This window comes from Streptomyces sp. NPDC051664, from assembly GCF_044453545.1.
Taxonomy (GTDB): domain Bacteria; phylum Actinomycetota; class Actinomycetes; order Streptomycetales; family Streptomycetaceae; genus Streptomyces.
In genome coordinates this window covers 106,468-122,133 of record NZ_JBITCU010000002.1, presented here as the reverse complement: position 1 = coordinate 122,133, position 15,666 = coordinate 106,468, and the positions used below count along the sequence as shown (strand labels likewise).

General features: G+C 71.3%; 15 protein-coding genes. 8 read left to right on the top strand and 7 right to left on the bottom strand.

Going from position 1 to position 15,666, the window contains the following annotated elements; genetic code table 11:
- Positions 1–4 precede the first annotated feature (4 nt).
- The 3 genes from ACIA8E_RS03830 (at position 5) to ACIA8E_RS03820 (ending at position 3,605) form a co-directional block, all read left to right on the top strand.
- Entirely contained in the window at positions 5–964 is a 960-nt protein-coding gene (locus ACIA8E_RS03830) for a GNAT family N-acetyltransferase (protein WP_399294090.1), read from the top strand.
- 178 nt (positions 965–1,142) lie between these two features.
- Entirely contained in the window at positions 1,143–2,054 is a 912-nt protein-coding gene (locus ACIA8E_RS03825) for a GNAT family N-acetyltransferase (protein WP_399294087.1), read from the top strand.
- 324 nt (positions 2,055–2,378) lie between these two features.
- Complete coding sequence (locus ACIA8E_RS03820; protein WP_399294084.1) at positions 2,379–3,605, top strand: MFS transporter; 1,227 nt, start codon at positions 2,379–2,381, stop codon at positions 3,603–3,605.
- Here ACIA8E_RS03820 and ACIA8E_RS03815 read toward each other — a convergent pair.
- Positions 3,594–4,964: a GH1 family beta-glucosidase gene (locus ACIA8E_RS03815; protein ID WP_399294081.1), complete on the bottom strand. Its 1,371-nt coding sequence runs from the start codon at positions 4,962–4,964 to the stop codon at positions 3,594–3,596. The genes ACIA8E_RS03820 and ACIA8E_RS03815 overlap by 12 nt on opposite strands.
- 158 nt (positions 4,965–5,122) lie before the next feature.
- On the opposite strand from ACIA8E_RS03815, the gene treZ reads away from it, so the two are divergent.
- Both treZ and ACIA8E_RS03805 read left to right on the top strand, forming a co-directional pair.
- The gene (treZ, locus tag ACIA8E_RS03810) at positions 5,123–6,883 is read left to right on the top strand and encodes a malto-oligosyltrehalose trehalohydrolase (protein WP_399294078.1); all 1,761 of its coding nucleotides are present in this window, start codon (positions 5,123–5,125) and stop codon (positions 6,881–6,883) included.
- 121 nt (positions 6,884–7,004) lie between these two features.
- On the top strand, positions 7,005–7,130 hold the full coding sequence (locus ACIA8E_RS03805) for a hypothetical protein (RefSeq protein WP_399294075.1): 126 nt from the start codon (positions 7,005–7,007) through the stop codon (positions 7,128–7,130).
- A 130-nt stretch (positions 7,131–7,260) separates the two neighbouring features.
- On the opposite strand, the gene ACIA8E_RS03800 is transcribed toward ACIA8E_RS03805, so the two are convergent.
- A complete protein-coding gene (locus tag ACIA8E_RS03800; protein ID WP_399294072.1) occupies positions 7,261–8,388 on the bottom strand; it encodes an aminopeptidase P family protein in 1,128 nt (375 codons plus the stop codon).
- A 71-nt stretch (positions 8,389–8,459) separates the two neighbouring features.
- The gene (locus ACIA8E_RS03795; protein ID WP_399294069.1) at positions 8,460–9,095 is read right to left on the bottom strand and encodes a nucleoside/nucleotide kinase family protein; all 636 of its coding nucleotides are present in this window, start codon (positions 9,093–9,095) and stop codon (positions 8,460–8,462) included.
- A gap of 78 nt (positions 9,096–9,173) precedes the next feature.
- On the opposite strand from ACIA8E_RS03795, the gene ACIA8E_RS03790 reads away from it, so the two are divergent.
- Complete coding sequence (locus ACIA8E_RS03790; RefSeq protein ID WP_399294066.1) at positions 9,174–9,563, top strand: VOC family protein; 390 nt, start codon at positions 9,174–9,176, stop codon at positions 9,561–9,563.
- Between the two features lie 124 nt (positions 9,564–9,687).
- Here ACIA8E_RS03790 and ACIA8E_RS03785 read toward each other — a convergent pair whose 3' ends face one another.
- Positions 9,688–10,155, bottom strand: a complete 468-nt coding sequence (locus tag ACIA8E_RS03785) for a winged helix-turn-helix transcriptional regulator (RefSeq protein ID WP_399294063.1) — start codon at positions 10,153–10,155, stop codon at positions 9,688–9,690.
- A gap of 94 nt (positions 10,156–10,249) precedes the next feature.
- Between ACIA8E_RS03785 and ACIA8E_RS03780 the strand changes: the two genes are divergently transcribed.
- Entirely contained in the window at positions 10,250–10,744 is a 495-nt protein-coding gene (locus ACIA8E_RS03780) for a PaaI family thioesterase (RefSeq protein ID WP_399294060.1), read from the top strand.
- Between the two features lie 155 nt (positions 10,745–10,899).
- On the opposite strand, the gene ACIA8E_RS03775 is transcribed toward ACIA8E_RS03780, so the two are convergent.
- The 3 genes from ACIA8E_RS03775 to tdh form a co-directional block, all read right to left on the bottom strand.
- Positions 10,900–11,814: a LysR family transcriptional regulator gene (locus ACIA8E_RS03775; protein ID WP_326817986.1), complete on the bottom strand. Its 915-nt coding sequence runs from the start codon at positions 11,812–11,814 to the stop codon at positions 10,900–10,902.
- 109 nt (positions 11,815–11,923) lie between these two features.
- Complete coding sequence (locus ACIA8E_RS03770) at positions 11,924–13,117, bottom strand: glycine C-acetyltransferase (RefSeq protein WP_399294056.1); 1,194 nt, start codon at positions 13,115–13,117, stop codon at positions 11,924–11,926.
- A gap of 38 nt (positions 13,118–13,155) precedes the next feature.
- Entirely contained in the window at positions 13,156–14,184 is a 1,029-nt protein-coding gene (gene tdh, locus ACIA8E_RS03765; protein WP_399294054.1) for an L-threonine 3-dehydrogenase, read from the bottom strand.
- Positions 14,185–14,647: 463 nt separating this feature from the next.
- Here tdh and ACIA8E_RS03760 point away from each other — a divergent pair, with 463 nt between their 5' ends.
- Positions 14,648–15,604, top strand: a complete 957-nt coding sequence (locus ACIA8E_RS03760; protein ID WP_399294052.1) for a GlxA family transcriptional regulator — start codon at positions 14,648–14,650, stop codon at positions 15,602–15,604.
- Positions 15,605–15,666: the final 62 nt, after the last annotated feature.

Here is a 15,666-nt window from a genome sequence, read left to right as displayed (position 1 = left end):
CTTGGTGACCCCTGCACCACTGGAGCTGACCGTCCGTCCGCTCACCGGGCCCGACGAACTCGGGCTCTTCCGCCGTCTGTCGTACGTCCTCGACCACGAACTGGCCGACGACCTGGCCGCTGGGCGCCGCCGCCCGGAGTGGCTCTGGGTGGCGCTGCGCGGCGACCGGGTGGTGGCGCGGGCCGGCTGGTGGAGCCAGGGCGGCGACGTACCGCTGGCGCTCGACTTCTTCGACGTCGACGACACGCTGCCCGAGCCCGAACGCACCGAGACAGGTGTGCGGCTGCTGGAGGCGGCGACGGCGGCCGTCGTTCCCGCCGGAGCCCCGCGGCCGGAGTACGGACGTTTCGTACCGCCGGACTGGCGCGAGGACCCGGTGGCCCGCGACATCGTCGAGGCTCGGATCCGGGTGATGGAGCGCACCGGTGCGCGGATGCTGGTCGAGCGGCTGCGCCTGGAGTGGCGGGCGGGTACGCCGGTCCCGGCCGACACCGGCCGGCTGCGCTTCCGTCCGGTGGCCGGGCGCGAGGATCTGCTCGCGCTGATGACCCCGGTGATGGAGGGCACCCTCGACGCGCACGGCCAGGAGGACCTCGCGTCGGGCCTGTCCGCGCGCAAGGCGGCGGAGAAGCACTACGACGAGGAGCTCGCTGGGTACACCACCCCGCGGGAGTGGTGGCGGATCGCCGAACTCCCCGGCGGTGAGCCGGTCGGGTTCGTGATCCCGGCCCGCAACACCTACAACCCGATCATCGCGTACATCGGTGTGCTGCCGCCGCAGCGCGGTCGCGGCCACATCGACGAGCTGCTCGCCGAGGGCACACGGGTGCTCGCAGCGCAGGACGGCGTGGAGCGGATCCGGGCCGCGACGGACCTCGGCAATGTGCCGATGGCGAAGTCGTTCGAGCGCCTCGGGTACGTCAACTTCGAGCGCGCGTTCAACATGATCTGGGACGCGGCATAAATCGGTGGACCGTGAGCCGTGGGGCCGGTTACGGTGGTCGCCCGTCCGAGGATCGAGGAAGGAGGCGAGAACAGTGCGTACCAATACCACTTCATTCCCGCGCTCCCGTCCCGTTCGCCGGGCGGTTTCGGTTTCGGTCTGACCGGGAGCGCATCGCTTCTTCCGGAGGACTTTTTCCATGACCGATCTGGTCGTTCGCGCGCTCACCGAGAGCGACGCCCATCTTTTCCGCACCCTGCAGGACCCCGGTCTCGTCGGCCGCGCCGCCTTCGGCCACAGCTATGCCACCGTGCACGAGGGCGGCGAGTCCCGTCCCGAGTGGACCTGGGTCGCTCTGCGCGACGGTGTCGTCGTGGCCAGGGCCGCCTGGTGGTCGGGGCCTGATGACACCGAGCCGGTGACGCTCGACTGGTTCGACTTCGCCGACGGCGAGGACGAGGCGGGCAGTGAACTGCTGCGCCGTGCACCGCTGTACGCCGAGTACGAGCTGATGCTGCCCGCCGACTGGCGGGAGCGGCCGGATGTCACGGCCGCCGCCGGGTCGAGGATCGCCGCCGCCCGCGCGGCCGGTATGGAGCCGCTGGTGGAGCGGTACCGGTACGAGTGGACGCCGGAGTGCGGGCTGCCCGAGCGGCCCGGCCGGCTCACGTTCCGCCCGGAGCCGGACGACGCGGTGATCCTCGATGTGCTGCGCCGGGTCCACTCCGTCACGCTGGACGCGCACGCCCGGCGGGCCATCGAGGGCCCCGGCGGACTGGAGCAGGCGGCGCAGGAGGAGCTCGACTTCTTCCACTGGTGCCCCTCGCCGCGCTCCTGGTGGCAGCTGGCGTACACCCCCGACGGCGAGGTGGCCGGCATCCAGGTGCCGGCCCGTAACCCGGGCGGTCCGTGCATCGGCTTCATCGGCGTCGTGCCTGAACAGCGTGGCCACGGCTACGGGTACGACCTGCTCGTCGAGTGCACGCACTTCCTGGCGGCCGAGGGCGCCGAGTTCGTCGCGGGCGCCACCGACCGGGGCAATGCGCCGATGGCGGCCGCGTTCGCCCGGGCCGGCCATCGGGTCGTACAGGAACGCATCCATCTGGTGTGAGGTGCGGGGTGAGTTCCGCCGGCCGGTCGAGGCGGAGCTGCTGCGCGGCGGGGATGGTCGCATCCTCGCCGCGCGGCCCCCCATTGAGCAGCAGGTTGCCGCCCGCGGCCGCCGTCCCGGTCACCAGCGCGGTCAGCGCGGTGCGGCCGGTACGGACGCGGGTGTCCGGTGCACGAAGATCCCCGGCCGGGCCCGGGACCACCACGGAGCGACCATGACGCGAAGTATTGATCGCTCAGAGGGTCGTTCATAGGATCCGGGCACCTCCGGGGCACCTCCGACCGTGATGGCTACGCGCACCACCGAGCTGATGGCGAGCGGCCGATGACCGTGGACGACACCCGAACGGAACCGCAGTCCCGCGTCGGCGGCGGCTGGATCAGTGGTCTGGTGCTGGCCAACCTGGGCCTGTACATGGCTTTCCTCACCCCGATCCAGGTGCTGCTGGCGGAGCAGATCGACGATCTGACGACGTCCGGCAAGGAGGTGGCACTCGGCTGGGCGACCGGTGTCGGGGCGTTGGTCGCGGTGGTCGCCAACCCGGTCGCCGGTGCGCTGTCGGACCGGACGGGCGGGAGGTTCGGGCGCCGTCACCCGTGGATCGTGGGCGGCGCGCTGGTGGGTGCGGTCGGTCTGGTGGTGACGGCGGCGCAGACGACCGTGGTCGGGGTGGCGCTCGGCTGGTGTCTGGCGCAGCTGGGGCTGAACGCGATGCTGGCGGGCACGAATGCGGTGGTGCCGGACCAGGTGCCGGTGCGGCAGCGGGCGGCGGTGTCCGGGTTCATCGGGATACCGCAGACGCTGGGGCTGGTCCTCGGCGTGCTGCTGGTGTCGGTGGTGGTGACCGGGATCGCCTCGGGGTATCTGATGCTGGCGGGTCTGGTGGTGCTGTGTGCGGTGCCGTTCGTGCTGCTGACCCGCGATCCGGCGGTGCCCGGGATTCCGGGGGCGGCGGTGCGGCTGAAGGACTTCTGGGTGAGTCCGCGGCTGCATCCGGACTTCGGCTGGGCCTGGCTGACCCGGTTCCTCGTCCAGCTGGGCAATGCGATCGGCACGCTGTATCTGCTGTATTTCCTCAAGGACGCGGTGCATTACCCGGACCCGGACATGGGTGTGCTGTATCTGACGCTGCTCTACACCGGCGGCGTGGTGGTGACGGCGGTGGCGGGCGGCATCGTCTCGGACCGGCTGGGCAAGCGGAAGATGATGGTCAGTGTCTGTTCGATGGTGATGGCGATGGGTTCGCTGCTGCTGACGTTCTGGCACACCTGGCCGGCGGCGATGGGCGCGGCGGTGCTGCTCGGGCTCGGCTACGGGATCTATGTGGCGGTCGACCAGGCGTTGATCACCCAGGTCCTGCCGACGGCCGAGGACCGGGCGAAGGACCTGGGGGTGATCAATGTCGCCAACTCCGCGCCCCAGGTGCTCGGTCCGGCCCTGGCCGCGCCGATCGTGGCGTACGCGGGTGGCTATGCGGGGCTGTACCTGGCGTCCACCGTGGTGACAGTGGCGGGCGGGGTGCTGGTGTGGCGGATCAGGTCAGTCCGCTGACTCCGCGGCCCGTGCGGCCTTCTGGCTGCGGATGACGTCGCGGTACCAGGCGTACGACTCCTTGGGGGTCCGGCGCAGCGTCTCGTAGTCGATGTGGACGAGGCCGAAACGCTTGCTGGCGCCCTCGATCCACTCGACGTTGTCGGTCAGCGACCAGGTGAAGTAGCCGCGGACGTCGACGCCTGCGTCGATCGCGGTGCGCAGCGCGCCCAGGTGGCCTTCGAGGAAGGCGATCCGGCGAGTGTCGGTGACGGCCTCGTCGACGGCGCAGCCGTTCTCGGTGATGTAGAGCGGCGGGAGCCGGTCGCCGTAGCGTGCCTGCAGCTGGACGAGGGTTTCGCGCAGTCCGTCGGGGACGACGGGCCAGCCGAAGTCGGTCTTCTCGTACCCCTCGATCTCGCGGATGCCGAAGGGGAGTTCGGCGGGCATCCCGAAGCCGGAGAACGTTTCGAGGGCGTCCGCCCTGGGGGCGCCGACGAGGGTGGGGTTGTAGTAGTTGACCCCGTACCAGTCGAGCGGGGTGGCGATCGTCCTGAGGTCGTCCTCGACCGGTCCGGGCATCAGCGCGGCGAAGTTCTCGTCGGGGTAGCGGCCGGTGAGGATCGGGTCGGCGAACATCCAGTTGGTGAGGGTGTCGTACAGCTCGGCACCGAACCGGTCCTCCTCCGACTCCCCCGCGGTCCAGACGGGGGTGTGCGAGACGGCGACGCCGATCTCGGTGGCGCCGGCCGCCCGCAGCGCGCGGACGCCCAGACCGTGGGCGAGGAGCTGGTGGTGGGCGGCGGGCAGCGCGTCGAAGAGGAGGGTGCGGCCCGGGGCGTGCTCGCCCAACGCGTAGCCGAGCATGGTCACTTCGGCGGGTTCGTTGATGGTGATCCACATCGGTACGCGGTCGGCGAGCCGCTCGGCGACGATGCCCGCGTACTCGGCGAAACGGTAGGCGGTGTCCCGGTTCAGCCAGCCGCCCGCCTCGTCGAGCGGCAGCGGGGTGTCCCAGTGGTAGAGGGTGGGGGCCGGGGTGATGCCGTGGGCACAGAGTTCGTCGACGAGCCGGTCGTAGAAGTCGAGCCCTGCCGGGTTGACTGCGCCGCTGCCGCCCGGCACCACACGCGGCCAGCTGACGGAGAACCGGAAGGCGTCGGCGCCGAGACCGGCCAGCAGAGCGACGTCCTCGCGGTAGCGCTCGTGGAAGCCGGTGCCGCGGCTGGTGTCGGTGCCGTCCTTGATCCGTCCCGGCTGGGCGGCGAAGGCGTCCCAGCCGGAGGGACCCTTGCCGTCGGCGTCGGCCGCTCCTTCGGTCTGGAAGGCGGAGGCGGAGGCTCCCCAGAGAAATCCCGGCGGGAACGTCGGCACAGTCATCTCGGCCTCCAGCAGCCGTACGTATGAGCCAGAACCTGGCAGGGCAATGATCAGAACCAGACCTTAATCGCCAGTAATGGGCTCGATCCAGTGTCGTGGGCCGGTGATCGCGACTTCTGCCGACCATGGGGCCGAGGCGACGAGACGAGGAGCGATGCATGCTGTTCGAGGTATGGGCACCCGAGGCGGACTCGGTCGGCCTGCGACTGGCGGGCGCGCTGCGGCCGATGACGCGTGACGAGGTACGAACGGGCTGGTGGACGGCCGATGCGGAGGCTGCGGACGGCGACCGCTACGGCTTCGTCCTCGACGACGGCCCCGTGCTGCCCGACCCGCGTTCGCGCCGCCAGCCCGACGGCCCGGACGGCGAGAGCGCCGTCGTCGACCAGGAGGCGTACCCCTGGCGCGCCGCGTGGACGGGGCGTGGGCTGCCGGGCGCCGTCCTGTACGAACTGCACATCGGTACGTACACCGAGGAGGGCACCTTCGACGCCGCCGCGGCGCGCCTGCCGCACCTCGCCGAGCTGGGCATCACGCATGTGTCGCTGATGCCCGTCTGCCCGTTCCCCGGCACTCACGGGTGGGGGTACGAGGGGGTGTCGCTGTGGGCCGTGCACGAACCGTACGGCGGCCCGGACGGACTGAAGCGCTTTGTCGACACGGCGCACGGGCTCGGTCTTGCGGTGGTCCTCGACGTGGTCCACAACCACCTGGGCCCGTCCGGCAACTACCTCCCGGCGTTCGGCCCGTACTTCACCGAGACCCACCACACGCCGTGGGGCGCCGCGGTCAACCTCGACGCCGCCGGCTCGGACGAGGTCCGCGCGTATCTGCTCGGCAGTGCGCTCGGCTGGCTGCGCGACTACCGGCTCGACGGGCTGCGGCTCGACGCCGTCCACGCCCTCGCCGACACCCGGGCCCTCACCTTCCTGGAGGAGCTGTCCACGGCGGTCGACGCACTCGCCGCGGAACTCGGCCGTCCGATGACCCTGATCGCCGAGTCCGACCTCTGCGACCCGCGCACCACGACGCCGCGCGGGGAGGGCGGGATCGGTCTGCACGCCCAGTGGAACGACGACTTCCACCACGCCCTGCACACGGCCCTGACCGGCGAGTCCCAGGGCTACTACGCCGACTTCGCCACCGCCCCGCTGGCCGCCGTCGCCAAGACCGTGACCAGCGCCTTCTTCCACAACGGCACGTACTCCGCCTTCCGCGGCCGCACGCACGGCCGCCCCGTCGACACCGTCCGCACCCCGGCCACCCGCTTCGTCGGCTATGCGCAGACCCATGACCAGATCGGCAACCGGGCGCTCGGCGACCGGCTCTCCGCCACGCTCTCCCCCGGTCTGCTGGCCTGCGCGGCGGCACTGGTGCTGACCGGCCCGTTCACCCCGATGCTGTTCATGGGAGAGGAGTGGGGAGCCCGCACCCCCTGGCAGTTCTTCACCGACCACACCGATCCGGCTCTCGCCGAGGCGGTACGCAACGGCAGGCGGCGGGAGTTCGCGGCGCACGGCTGGGCGGCGGACGACATCCCGGACCCGCAGGACCCGGCCACCCGCGACCGCTCATGCCTGGACTGGACCGAACCGGAACGCGAACCGCATGCCCGCCTCCACGCCTGGTACCGCGAACTGATCGCGCTGCGCCGCACCATGCCCGATCTGTCGGATCCGGATCTGGCCGCGGTGCGGACCGCCCACGACGAGCAGGGGCGCTGGCTGGCGTACCGCAGGGGCGACCTGCGGATCGCGGTCAACCTCGACGAGAAGCCGGCCATGATCCCACTCGGCGGCGGACGGAACCGCACCGGCATGGGCAGGGTGCTCGCCGCCTGGGAACCGGTGGCGGCGCCGGACGCGGACGGGCTGCTGCATCTGCCGCCGGAGTCGAGCGTGGTACTCGCCGACGACTGACGCGGCGTGGCACAGGACACGGAACGGGACACGTGGGGCGTCGAGACCCCGCGCCGCCGTCCGGCAGGAGAACGGGAGCGACGACTGGCGGCTCCGGGACAACGAGGAGACCCGGGGTGTCGTGGACGCCGTCGTCGCCGTCGCCGAGGAGGCCGGTCGCACACCCGCCCCGGTCGCGCTGCGCCGGCTGCTCGGACGTCCGGGGGTCGCCCCCCGATCATCGGGGCCCGTACCGTCGAGCAGCTGACCGACAACCTCGGCGCCGTGGGCCGGGAACTGACGGCCGAGCAGACGGCGCGGCTCGACGGGGCGAGCGCGCGCCCGCTGCCGATCCGTACGCGATCCTGGAGCGACTCAGCAACCGCGCGGCTCGTGAGCTACTCGACGACTGCCAGCTCGCGCGCGGTGGTGTTCAGCCGCCGCCCACCGTCGTCCGTGACGGTCACGATGTCCTCGATGCGCACGCCGAACCGGCCCGGCAGATAGATCCCGGGCTCCACGGAGAAGCACATCCCGGGCACCAGCAGCTGCTCCTCGCCCTCGATCATGTACGGGGGTTCATGGGTGGTGACGCCGATGCCGTGGCCGGTGCGGTGGATGAAGCGCTCGCCGTAACCGAATTCGGTGATGACGGCGCGGGCCGCCCGGTCGATCTCCTGGCACGCGATGCCGGGCCGGACGGCGCGGCAGCCGACCTCCTGCGCCTCCCGCACGATGTCGTGCACCCGCTGCTCCTCGGCGGTGGGTTCGCCGACATGGACCGTGCGGGAGGTGTCGGAGCCGTAGCCGTGCTTGAGGCCGCCGAAGTCGAGCACCACCATGTCGCCGCGCTCGATGGTGCGGTCGCCGGCCTCGTGGTGCGGGTTGGCGCCGTTCGGGCCGGAGCCGACGACGGTGAAGTCGACCTGCGAGTGCCCGAACTGCTTGAGCAGTGCGGCGAGATCGGCGGCGACGTCGGTCTCCTTGCGGCCGGAGAAGCGGACCTTCAGGATCTCCTCGTACGTGGCGTCGGCGGCGGCCCCCGCCGCGGCGAGCCGTTCCAGCTCGGCCGCGTCCTTGACCGCCCGCAGCATCGGCAGGGCCTCGGTGAGGGAGACGTACGAGGTGCCGGGGAGGAACTGCTGCAGCCCGAGCAGATGCATCGCCCAGGCGTTGTCGCTGATCCCGAACCGGCCGTCCGCGTCGAGCAGCGGGGCGGCCACGGCGTACGGGTCCTTGCCGTCGGTCCAGTCGCGCAGGGTCAGCGCCGGGGAGCCGACGGCCTGCTCGGCGTCCGGCGCCTCCAGGGTGGGGACGACGAGCACCGGGTCCTCGCCCGCCCTGAGGACGAGGAGAGTGAGGCGTTCGGTGTTCACGGGCCGGTAGCCGGTGAGGTGGACGAGGTCCGGGCCCGGTGCGACGAGGACTCCTGCGAGCCCGGCTTCGGCGGCGGACTCGGCGGCCCGCGCCATCCTCGCCCGGTAGTCGTCGGCGATGAACGGCACGGGCTGGTTCGGGCTGGACATGCGGAACCTCCTGGCGAAGCGATACGGCACACAGCATCCTGCCCGGCGGCGGGGACAGGCGCGAGTGCGGGTCAGACGGCGGGTCGCAGTCGTACGACGAGGTCGGCGCGGTCCCGGCCACGGTCGACGAGCCGGGCATTGGACTCGTCCGACTCGGCGACCCAGCGCTCGGCGTACGACCGGGGCTTGCCGAACCGCACATGGCGGTCGACGAGCCTGCGGACCCGGAGGTCCGGGTCGAGATCCAGGAACCAGACCTCGTCGAGCAGCCGCCGCACCGGAGCCCACGGCCCGTCGTCATGGAGGAGGTAGTTGCCTTCGGTGACGACGAGCGGGATGTCCGGGAGTACGGGAATGGCCCCGGCGATCGGCTCCTCCAGGGCGCGGTCGAAGGCGGGGGCGTAGACGGGCCCCTGATCCCCGGGCGTGCGCAGGCGTCGGAGCAGGGCGGCGTATCCGGCGGCGTCGAAGGTGTCCGGGGCGCCCTTGCGGCCGGCGCGGCCGAGGCGCTCCAGTTCGGCCTGCGCGAGATGGAAGCCGTCCATCGGGACGAGGACGGCGAGCCCGCCGAGCCCGTCGACCAGCCGCTCGGCGAGCGTCGACTTCCCGGCGCCGGGCGGCCCCGCGATGCCGAGGATGCGGCGGCGGCCGGGGACGGCGAGCCGGCGGGCGCGGGCCGGCAGTTCACCGACGTCACTCGTCTGCATGCGGCGCATTGTTCCGGCACGAGCGGCATCCTCGGTAGTGTTACGTATAACCAGACTCCGTACCCTCGAGGAACCGCCATGTCACACATCGCCCTGGTCACCCTGGTCGTCCGCGACTACGACGAGGCCATCTCCTTCTACACGGACGCGCTCGGCTTCGAGCTCCTGGAGGACACCGACCGCGAGGACGGCTCCCGCTGGGTCGTCGTCCGGCCGCGCGGCGCGGCAGAGGGAACAGGGCTCCTGCTGGCCCGCGCGAAGGACGACGACCAGCGGAGCCGCGTCGGCGCACAGACCGGCGGCCGGGTCGGCTTCTTCCTGCACACCGAGGACTTCGCGGCCGACCATGCGCGGATGCAGGCAGCGGGAGTGCGCTTCCTGGAGGAACCGCGCCACGAACCGTACGGCTCGGTCGCGGTCTTCGAGGACCTGTACGGCAACCGCTGGGACCTGCTGCAGCCCGCGTGAGCCGGCCCGAGATGCTGCCGCCGCCGCGGACACCGGCGAGTCGGGATCAATCCGTCGTTGCGGCCGGGGATCGGAATGCAGGTGCCGACTACCGCCACGAAGGGATCAACTCGCCTGCAGCCACTCAGCCGTGGGGCCTGGCCGCAGGTCCGGGCAGGACCGTGACCTCGGCCGGGGTGAGCGCGGCATGCTCACCGGAGCACTCGACCACGACCTGCACCGGGGCGCCGCAATCACTGTGCCGGATGTCCAGGACCGGCCCCTCGGCATCGGCGACGTAGGTCTCACCCCACTGCCTGAGCGCCACGAGAACGGGCCACAGATCCCGGCCCTTGCGGGTCAGGCGATATTCGTGCCGGGTCCGGCTGCCCTGCTCCTGATACGGGACGGTCCGCAGGACCCCGGCCGCGACCAGCTTGCGGAGCCGGCCGGCCAGGACCGCCTCCGAGAGCCCCACATGCCGGCGGAAGTCGTCGAAGCGGCGCACCCCGTTGAAGGCGTCACGCAGGATCAGCAGCGTCCACTTCTCGCCGACCACGTCGAGGGTGCGCTGGACCGTGCAGTTCTCCGTGCTCATCTCCAGCCACTTCATCCCGTCATTGTAGCCCGCCTGACTTCGATATTGACAGTGAGCTGCAGCGACAGCTAGCTTCATCGGACAAAGCCAGATGAGGAGCATCAGCCGCATGGGACGGTCACGTACATACGAATGGGATGACCCGGCGGTCTCGGCGGCCGCCGTCGGACAGACCACGGGTCTGGAGTTCCTGCGCGAGATCGCCACCGGACGGCTGCCCGGCCCTCCGATCGCCGCCACCCTGGACATCACTCTTGACGAAGCCGAGCACGGGCGTGTGGTGTTCTCGCTGGTCCCGGGCGAGGAGCACTACAACCCCATCGGCAGCGTGCACGGCGGGGTCTACGCCACACTGCTGGACTCGGCCGCCGGCTGCGCAGTGCAGTCCACCCTGCCGCCGGGCATGGGGTACACCTCACTCGACCTGACCGTGAAGTTCCTGCGCCCCGTCACCGTCGACACCGGCAGGATCCGCGCCGTCGGCACGGTCATCAGCGGCGGCCGCCGCACCGCCCTCGCCGAGGCCCGACTGCTCGACGAGAAGGACCGCCTGCTCGCTCACGCCACCAGTACATGCATGCTGCTTCCGCTGCCGGCGCCCTGACCCCCTGAGGGCTTCAAAGACCCTGGGCCGAGTCCTACGTGGCGAGGCGAAGACTTTGATGAAGCGCGCGAAGTGGCGGGCCGGCACGCCGGTGGCCGACTACGCGTACGAAGCGGTGCAAGCCCATCCGGCGATCGAGGACAGCACACGCCGAGTCAGCCCGCCGGCAACCGCACCGCCGCGCCCCGCAAAGCATCGAGCACCGGTCTGATCAGTGGGTGGCCCTCCGCACCGTGCCGTACCGCTGCGAACACCCGTCGGGTCGGTGCGCTGCCCTCCACCGGCCGGACCACCACGCCCGCAAGGTCCATGCCGCGCAGCGCCCACCTCGGCACCAGTGCCACGCCGGCCCCTGCCCCGGCCAGCGCCACCACCGCCCGGAAGTCGTCCGAGGAGTGCTCGAGTCTCGGCTGGAAGCCGGCGAACTCGCAGGCCAGGACCACCACGTCATGGCACGGGTTGCCGGGATACTGACCGATCCACGGGTCCTTCTCCAGATCCGCGATCGTCACCTGGTCCTGGTCGGCCAGCCGGTGGCCGACCGGCAGCACCGCGTCGAACGGCTCCGAGTAGAGCGGTACCCGGGTCAGCCGCCGGTCGTCCTCGTCGGGCGCGCCCCGGTATTCGACGGCGACCGCCACATCCACCTGCCGGTCGAGCACCATCGGCACGCTCGCGTCGCCCTCGGCGTCCTGGACCCGGACCCGGATGCCGGGGGCGGTGAGCGTCAGCTCGGCGATCGCGGGGGCGAGCACCAGACCGATGCCGGTGGCGAACGCGGCGACCGTGACCGTGCCGGCGTCCCCCGCGCTGTACGCGGCGAGCTCGGCCTCCGCCCGTTCCAGTTGGGCGAGGACGGCGTTGGTGTGGGTCAGCAGGATCTCGCCGGCGGCGGTGAGCCGGACGCCCCGGGCGCTGCGGTCGACCAGCCGGTGGCCGGTCTCCTGTTCCAGCGCGGCGAGCTGCTGGGAGACGGCCGAAGGGGTCAGATACAGCGCGGCGGCTGCCGCGGTCACGGTGCGGTGGTCGGCCACCGCACGGAGAATACGCAGCCGCCGTGCATCGATCATGCGATCCATTGTCCCAGGTCCCGCGGGATGTCCGGGTCCTGGGACCGGGCGGGGAGGCCGGGATCGCCGGAGGCCCGGGACCGTCCGGTCCCGGGCCTCCGGCGGGGTCCTACTCGGTCAGCGCGGCCCGCGCGTCGACGAACGCGTCCACTGCACGGTTCACATCGTCCGTGGAGTGCGCGGCGGACAGTTGCACACGGATGCGTGCCGCGCCCTGCGGGACCACCGGGTACGAGAACCCGATCACGTACACACCGCGCTCCAGGAGCAGCTCCGCCATCCGGCCTGCCTTCGCCGCGTCCCCGATCATGACGGGGGCGATGGCGTGGTCGCCGGGCAGGATGTCGAAGCCTTCCTCGGTCATCCTGGTACGGAAGAGCGCGGTGTTGGCGTTGAGCCGCTCGCGCAGGTCACCGGCGGACTCCAGCAGGTCGATGACCTTCAGCGAGGCCGCCGCGATGACCGGGGCGAGGGAGTTGGAGAAGAGGTACGGGCGGGACCGCTGGCGCAGCAGCGCGACGATCTCGGCACGGGCCGCGACGTAACCGCCGGACGCACCGCCGAGCGCCTTGCCGAGGGTCCCGGTGATGATGTCGACACGGTCCATGACGTCGTGCAGCTCGGGGGTGCCGCGGCCGCCGGGGCCGACGAAGCCGACGGCGTGCGAGTCGTCGACCATGACCATGGCGTCGTACCGGTCGGCCAGGTCGCAGATCTCGCGCAGCGGGGCGACGTAGCCGTCCATGGAGAACACGCCGTCGGTGACGATGAGCCGGCGACGGGCGCCGGACGCCTCCTTGAGCTGCTTCTCCAGGTCGTCCATGTCGCGGTTCGCGTAGCGGAACCGCTTGGCCTTGGAGAGGCGGATGCCGTCGATGATGGAGGCGTGGTTGAGGGCGTCGGAGATGACCGCGTCCTCCGGGCCGAGGACGGTCTCGAAGACGCCGCCGTTGGCATCGAAGCAGGAGGAGTAGAGGATCGTGCCCTCCTGGCCGAGGAACGACGAGAGCCGCTGCTCCAGCTCCTTGTGGACCTCCTGGGTGCCGCAGATGAAGCGGACCGAGGCCATCCCGTAGCCCCAGCGGTCCAGCGCCTCGTGGGCGGCGGCGATCACGTCGGGGTGGTCGGCGAGGCCCAGGTAGTTGTTGGCGCAGAAGTTGAGCACCTCACCGGGGCGGCCACCCGCGGTGACGGCGACGGTCGCGGACTGCGGGGTGCCGATCACGCGCTCGGGCTTGTGGAGTCCGGCGGCCTTGATCTCGTCGAGGGTGGTGCGCATGTCATCGCGTACGGAGTCGAACATGAGGGGTGTCTCCCGGCTCGATAGCTGGATACGGGTGGTCAGGAGGTCCAGTCGAGGATGACCTTGCCGCCGCGTCCGCTCGCCGCGTCGTCGAAGGCCGCCTCGAAGTCGCGGTAGCCGTACCGTCCGGTGATCACCGGGTGGAGGTCGAGGCCGCCCTCCAGCAGTACGGACATGGCGTACCAGGTCTCGTACATCTCGCGCCCGTAGATCCCCTTGATCGTGATCATCGAGGTGACGATGCGCGACCAGTCGACGGCGAACTCCTCGGACGGCAGTCCGAGCATGGCGATCCGTCCGCCGTGCGTCATGTTGGCGATCATGTCGCGCATGGCCTCGGGGCGGCCGGACATCTCCAGGCCGATGTCGAAGCCCTCGCGCAGGCCGAGCTTCTGCTGACCGTCGGCGATGGTCTGCTCGCCGACGTTGAGGGCGAGGCTGACGCCGACCTTCCGGGCCAGGTCGAGCCGGGCCTCGCTGACGTCGGTGATCACGACGTTGCGGGCGCCCGCGTGCTTGGCGACGGCCGCGGCCATGATGCCGATCGGTCCGGCGCCGGTGATCAGGACGTCCTCGCCGACCAGCGGGAACGACAGCGCGGTGTGCACGGCGTTGCCGAACGGGTCGAAGATCGCGGCGATGTCGAGGTCGACGGGGACCCGGTGAACCCACACGTTGGAGGCGGGCAGCGCAACGTACTCGGCGAATGCCCCGTCGCGGCCGACGCCGAGTCCCAGGGTGGAGCGGCACAGGTGGCGGCGTCCGGCCAGACAGTTGCGGCACTTTCCGCAGACCAGGTGGCCTTCGCCGCTGACCAGGTCGCCGACGGTGATGTCGACGACGTCGGCGCCGATCGCGGCGACCTCGCCGACGAACTCGTGGCCGAGGACGAGCGGCGTCTTCACGGCCTGCTGGGCCCAGCCGTCATAGTTGCGGATGTGCAGGTCGGTCCCGCAGATACCGGTACGGAGCACCTTGATCAGCACGTCCGAGGAGCCGATCTCCGGCTCGGGAACGTCCATCAGCCAGAGCCCGGGCTCGGCCTTGTGCTTCACGAGTGCCTTCACGGCTGCGGCTCCCTGTACGTGGTACGTGGTGATTGCCCCGGGCCGGGGGCATGCCTGAGGCAGCCTGCGGCCCGGGGAAGAAGGGGGGACGGCATGGGCAGCGCGCGCGGTGATCGGCTGCCGCGCACCATCCTCTGCCGTCACGGAGAAATCTGCCGTACCCCGCGCCCCAGGTCCATCGAGGTTTTCTTAAGCGCAGCCGCAGCTCCGCTTCATGCCGCACCGGACGGAGTTGCCGGCCGCCCTCCGGAACCGGCGACCGGCCCCCTGGAACCGAGCGGGCGATCAGTCGCCGATCACCTTCGGCGGGTTGTCGCGACCCGGCACCTCATCGGGTGAGAGGACCCGGTCGTCACCCGGGTACGGCTTGGCCCATCCGGTGGACGCGTACCAGGTGAAACGAAGCCGCCGACGCCCTGTCCCCGACCCTGACCGGGCCCGCGCCCCTGCGTACCCTGTCTCCGTGTCAGCCCCCCGCCTGCGTCGCGTCGCCGTTCTTGTGCTCGAGGGTGCGAAGCCGCTCGATGTCGGAATCCCCGCGCAGGTGTTCACGACGCGCGCGAGCATGCCGTACGAGGTGCGGTTGTGCGGCGCGGCACCTGGTCTCGTGACCGGTGGCGACGGCCTTTCGTACCACGTCGCCCATGGCCTCGACGCACTTGCGTGGGCCGACATCGTCTTCATCCCCGGCTATCGGTTCCCGGACCGTGACGATCCGCCGCAGTCCGTCGTCGACGCGCTGATCGCTGCCCACGACCGGGGCGCGCGGCTCGCCGCCATCTCGACGGGCGCCTTCGCGCTCGCCGCGACGGGCCTGCTCGACGGCAGGCGTGCCACGACGCACTGGCACTACACACGGGCCCTGGCGGCGAAGCATCCGCTCGTTCAGGTCGACGAGAACGTTCTGTTCGTCGACGAGGGCGGAGTGCTGACGTCGGCCGGCGCCGCCTCGGGCATCGACCTGTGCCTGCACATTCTGCGCGGCGACCTCGGGGTGGCCGCATCGAACCACGCGGCGCGGCGACTGGTCGCAGCCCCCTACCGCAGCGGCGGTCAGGCGCAGTATGTGCCGCGCAGTGTGCCCGAGCCGCTCGGTGAGCGGTTCGCCGACACCCGCGAGTGGGCGCTGCACCGGCTCGATGAGCCCCTCACCCTCGATGTACTGGCGCGGCAGGCAGCGGTCTCGCCGCGCACGTTCTCACGGCGCTTCGTGGAGGAGACCGGGTACACACCGATGCAGTGGGTCATGCGAGCCCGCATCGACATGGCCCGCGAGCTGCTCGAGCGTTCGCAGCGCAGCGTCGAGCAGATCGCCGCCGACGTCGGTCTCGGCACCGGTGCGAATCTGCGGCTGCACTTCCATCGCATCCTCGGCACCACGCCGAGCGAGTACCGGCGCACCTTCGCCCAGGGCGAGTAGCCCCGCCGCCTGGCGCGATCCTTTTGAACCGTGGCGATCCCGCCACTGTCACCGGCGGGTGT

What these genes read in the sequence shown, in the direction of transcription:
- ACIA8E_RS03780 (WP_399294060.1), top strand. Translation starts at nt 10,250, where the DNA reads ATGGGACGGTCACGTACATACGAATGGGATGACCCGGCGGTCTCGGCG.
- treZ (WP_399294078.1), top strand. Translation starts at nt 5,123, where the DNA reads ATGCTGTTCGAGGTATGGGCACCCGAGGCGGACTCGGTCGGCCTGCGA.
- ACIA8E_RS03825 (WP_399294087.1), top strand. Translation starts at nt 1,143, where the DNA reads ATGACCGATCTGGTCGTTCGCGCGCTCACCGAGAGCGACGCCCATCTT.
- ACIA8E_RS03820 (WP_399294084.1), top strand. Translation starts at nt 2,379, where the DNA reads ATGACCGTGGACGACACCCGAACGGAACCGCAGTCCCGCGTCGGCGGC.
- ACIA8E_RS03775 (WP_326817986.1), bottom strand. Translation starts at nt 11,814, where the DNA reads ATGATCGATGCACGGCGGCTGCGTATTCTCCGTGCGGTGGCCGACCAC.
- ACIA8E_RS03785 (WP_399294063.1), bottom strand. Translation starts at nt 10,155, where the DNA reads ATGAAGTGGCTGGAGATGAGCACGGAGAACTGCACGGTCCAGCGCACC.
- ACIA8E_RS03770 (WP_399294056.1), bottom strand. Translation starts at nt 13,117, where the DNA reads ATGTTCGACTCCGTACGCGATGACATGCGCACCACCCTCGACGAGATC.
- ACIA8E_RS03815 (WP_399294081.1), bottom strand. Translation starts at nt 4,964, where the DNA reads ATGACTGTGCCGACGTTCCCGCCGGGATTTCTCTGGGGAGCCTCCGCC.
- ACIA8E_RS03800 (WP_399294072.1), bottom strand. Translation starts at nt 8,388, where the DNA reads ATGTCCAGCCCGAACCAGCCCGTGCCGTTCATCGCCGACGACTACCGG.
- ACIA8E_RS03795 (WP_399294069.1), bottom strand. Translation starts at nt 9,095, where the DNA reads ATGCAGACGAGTGACGTCGGTGAACTGCCGGCCCGCGCCCGCCGGCTC.
- ACIA8E_RS03790 (WP_399294066.1), top strand. Translation starts at nt 9,174, where the DNA reads ATGTCACACATCGCCCTGGTCACCCTGGTCGTCCGCGACTACGACGAG.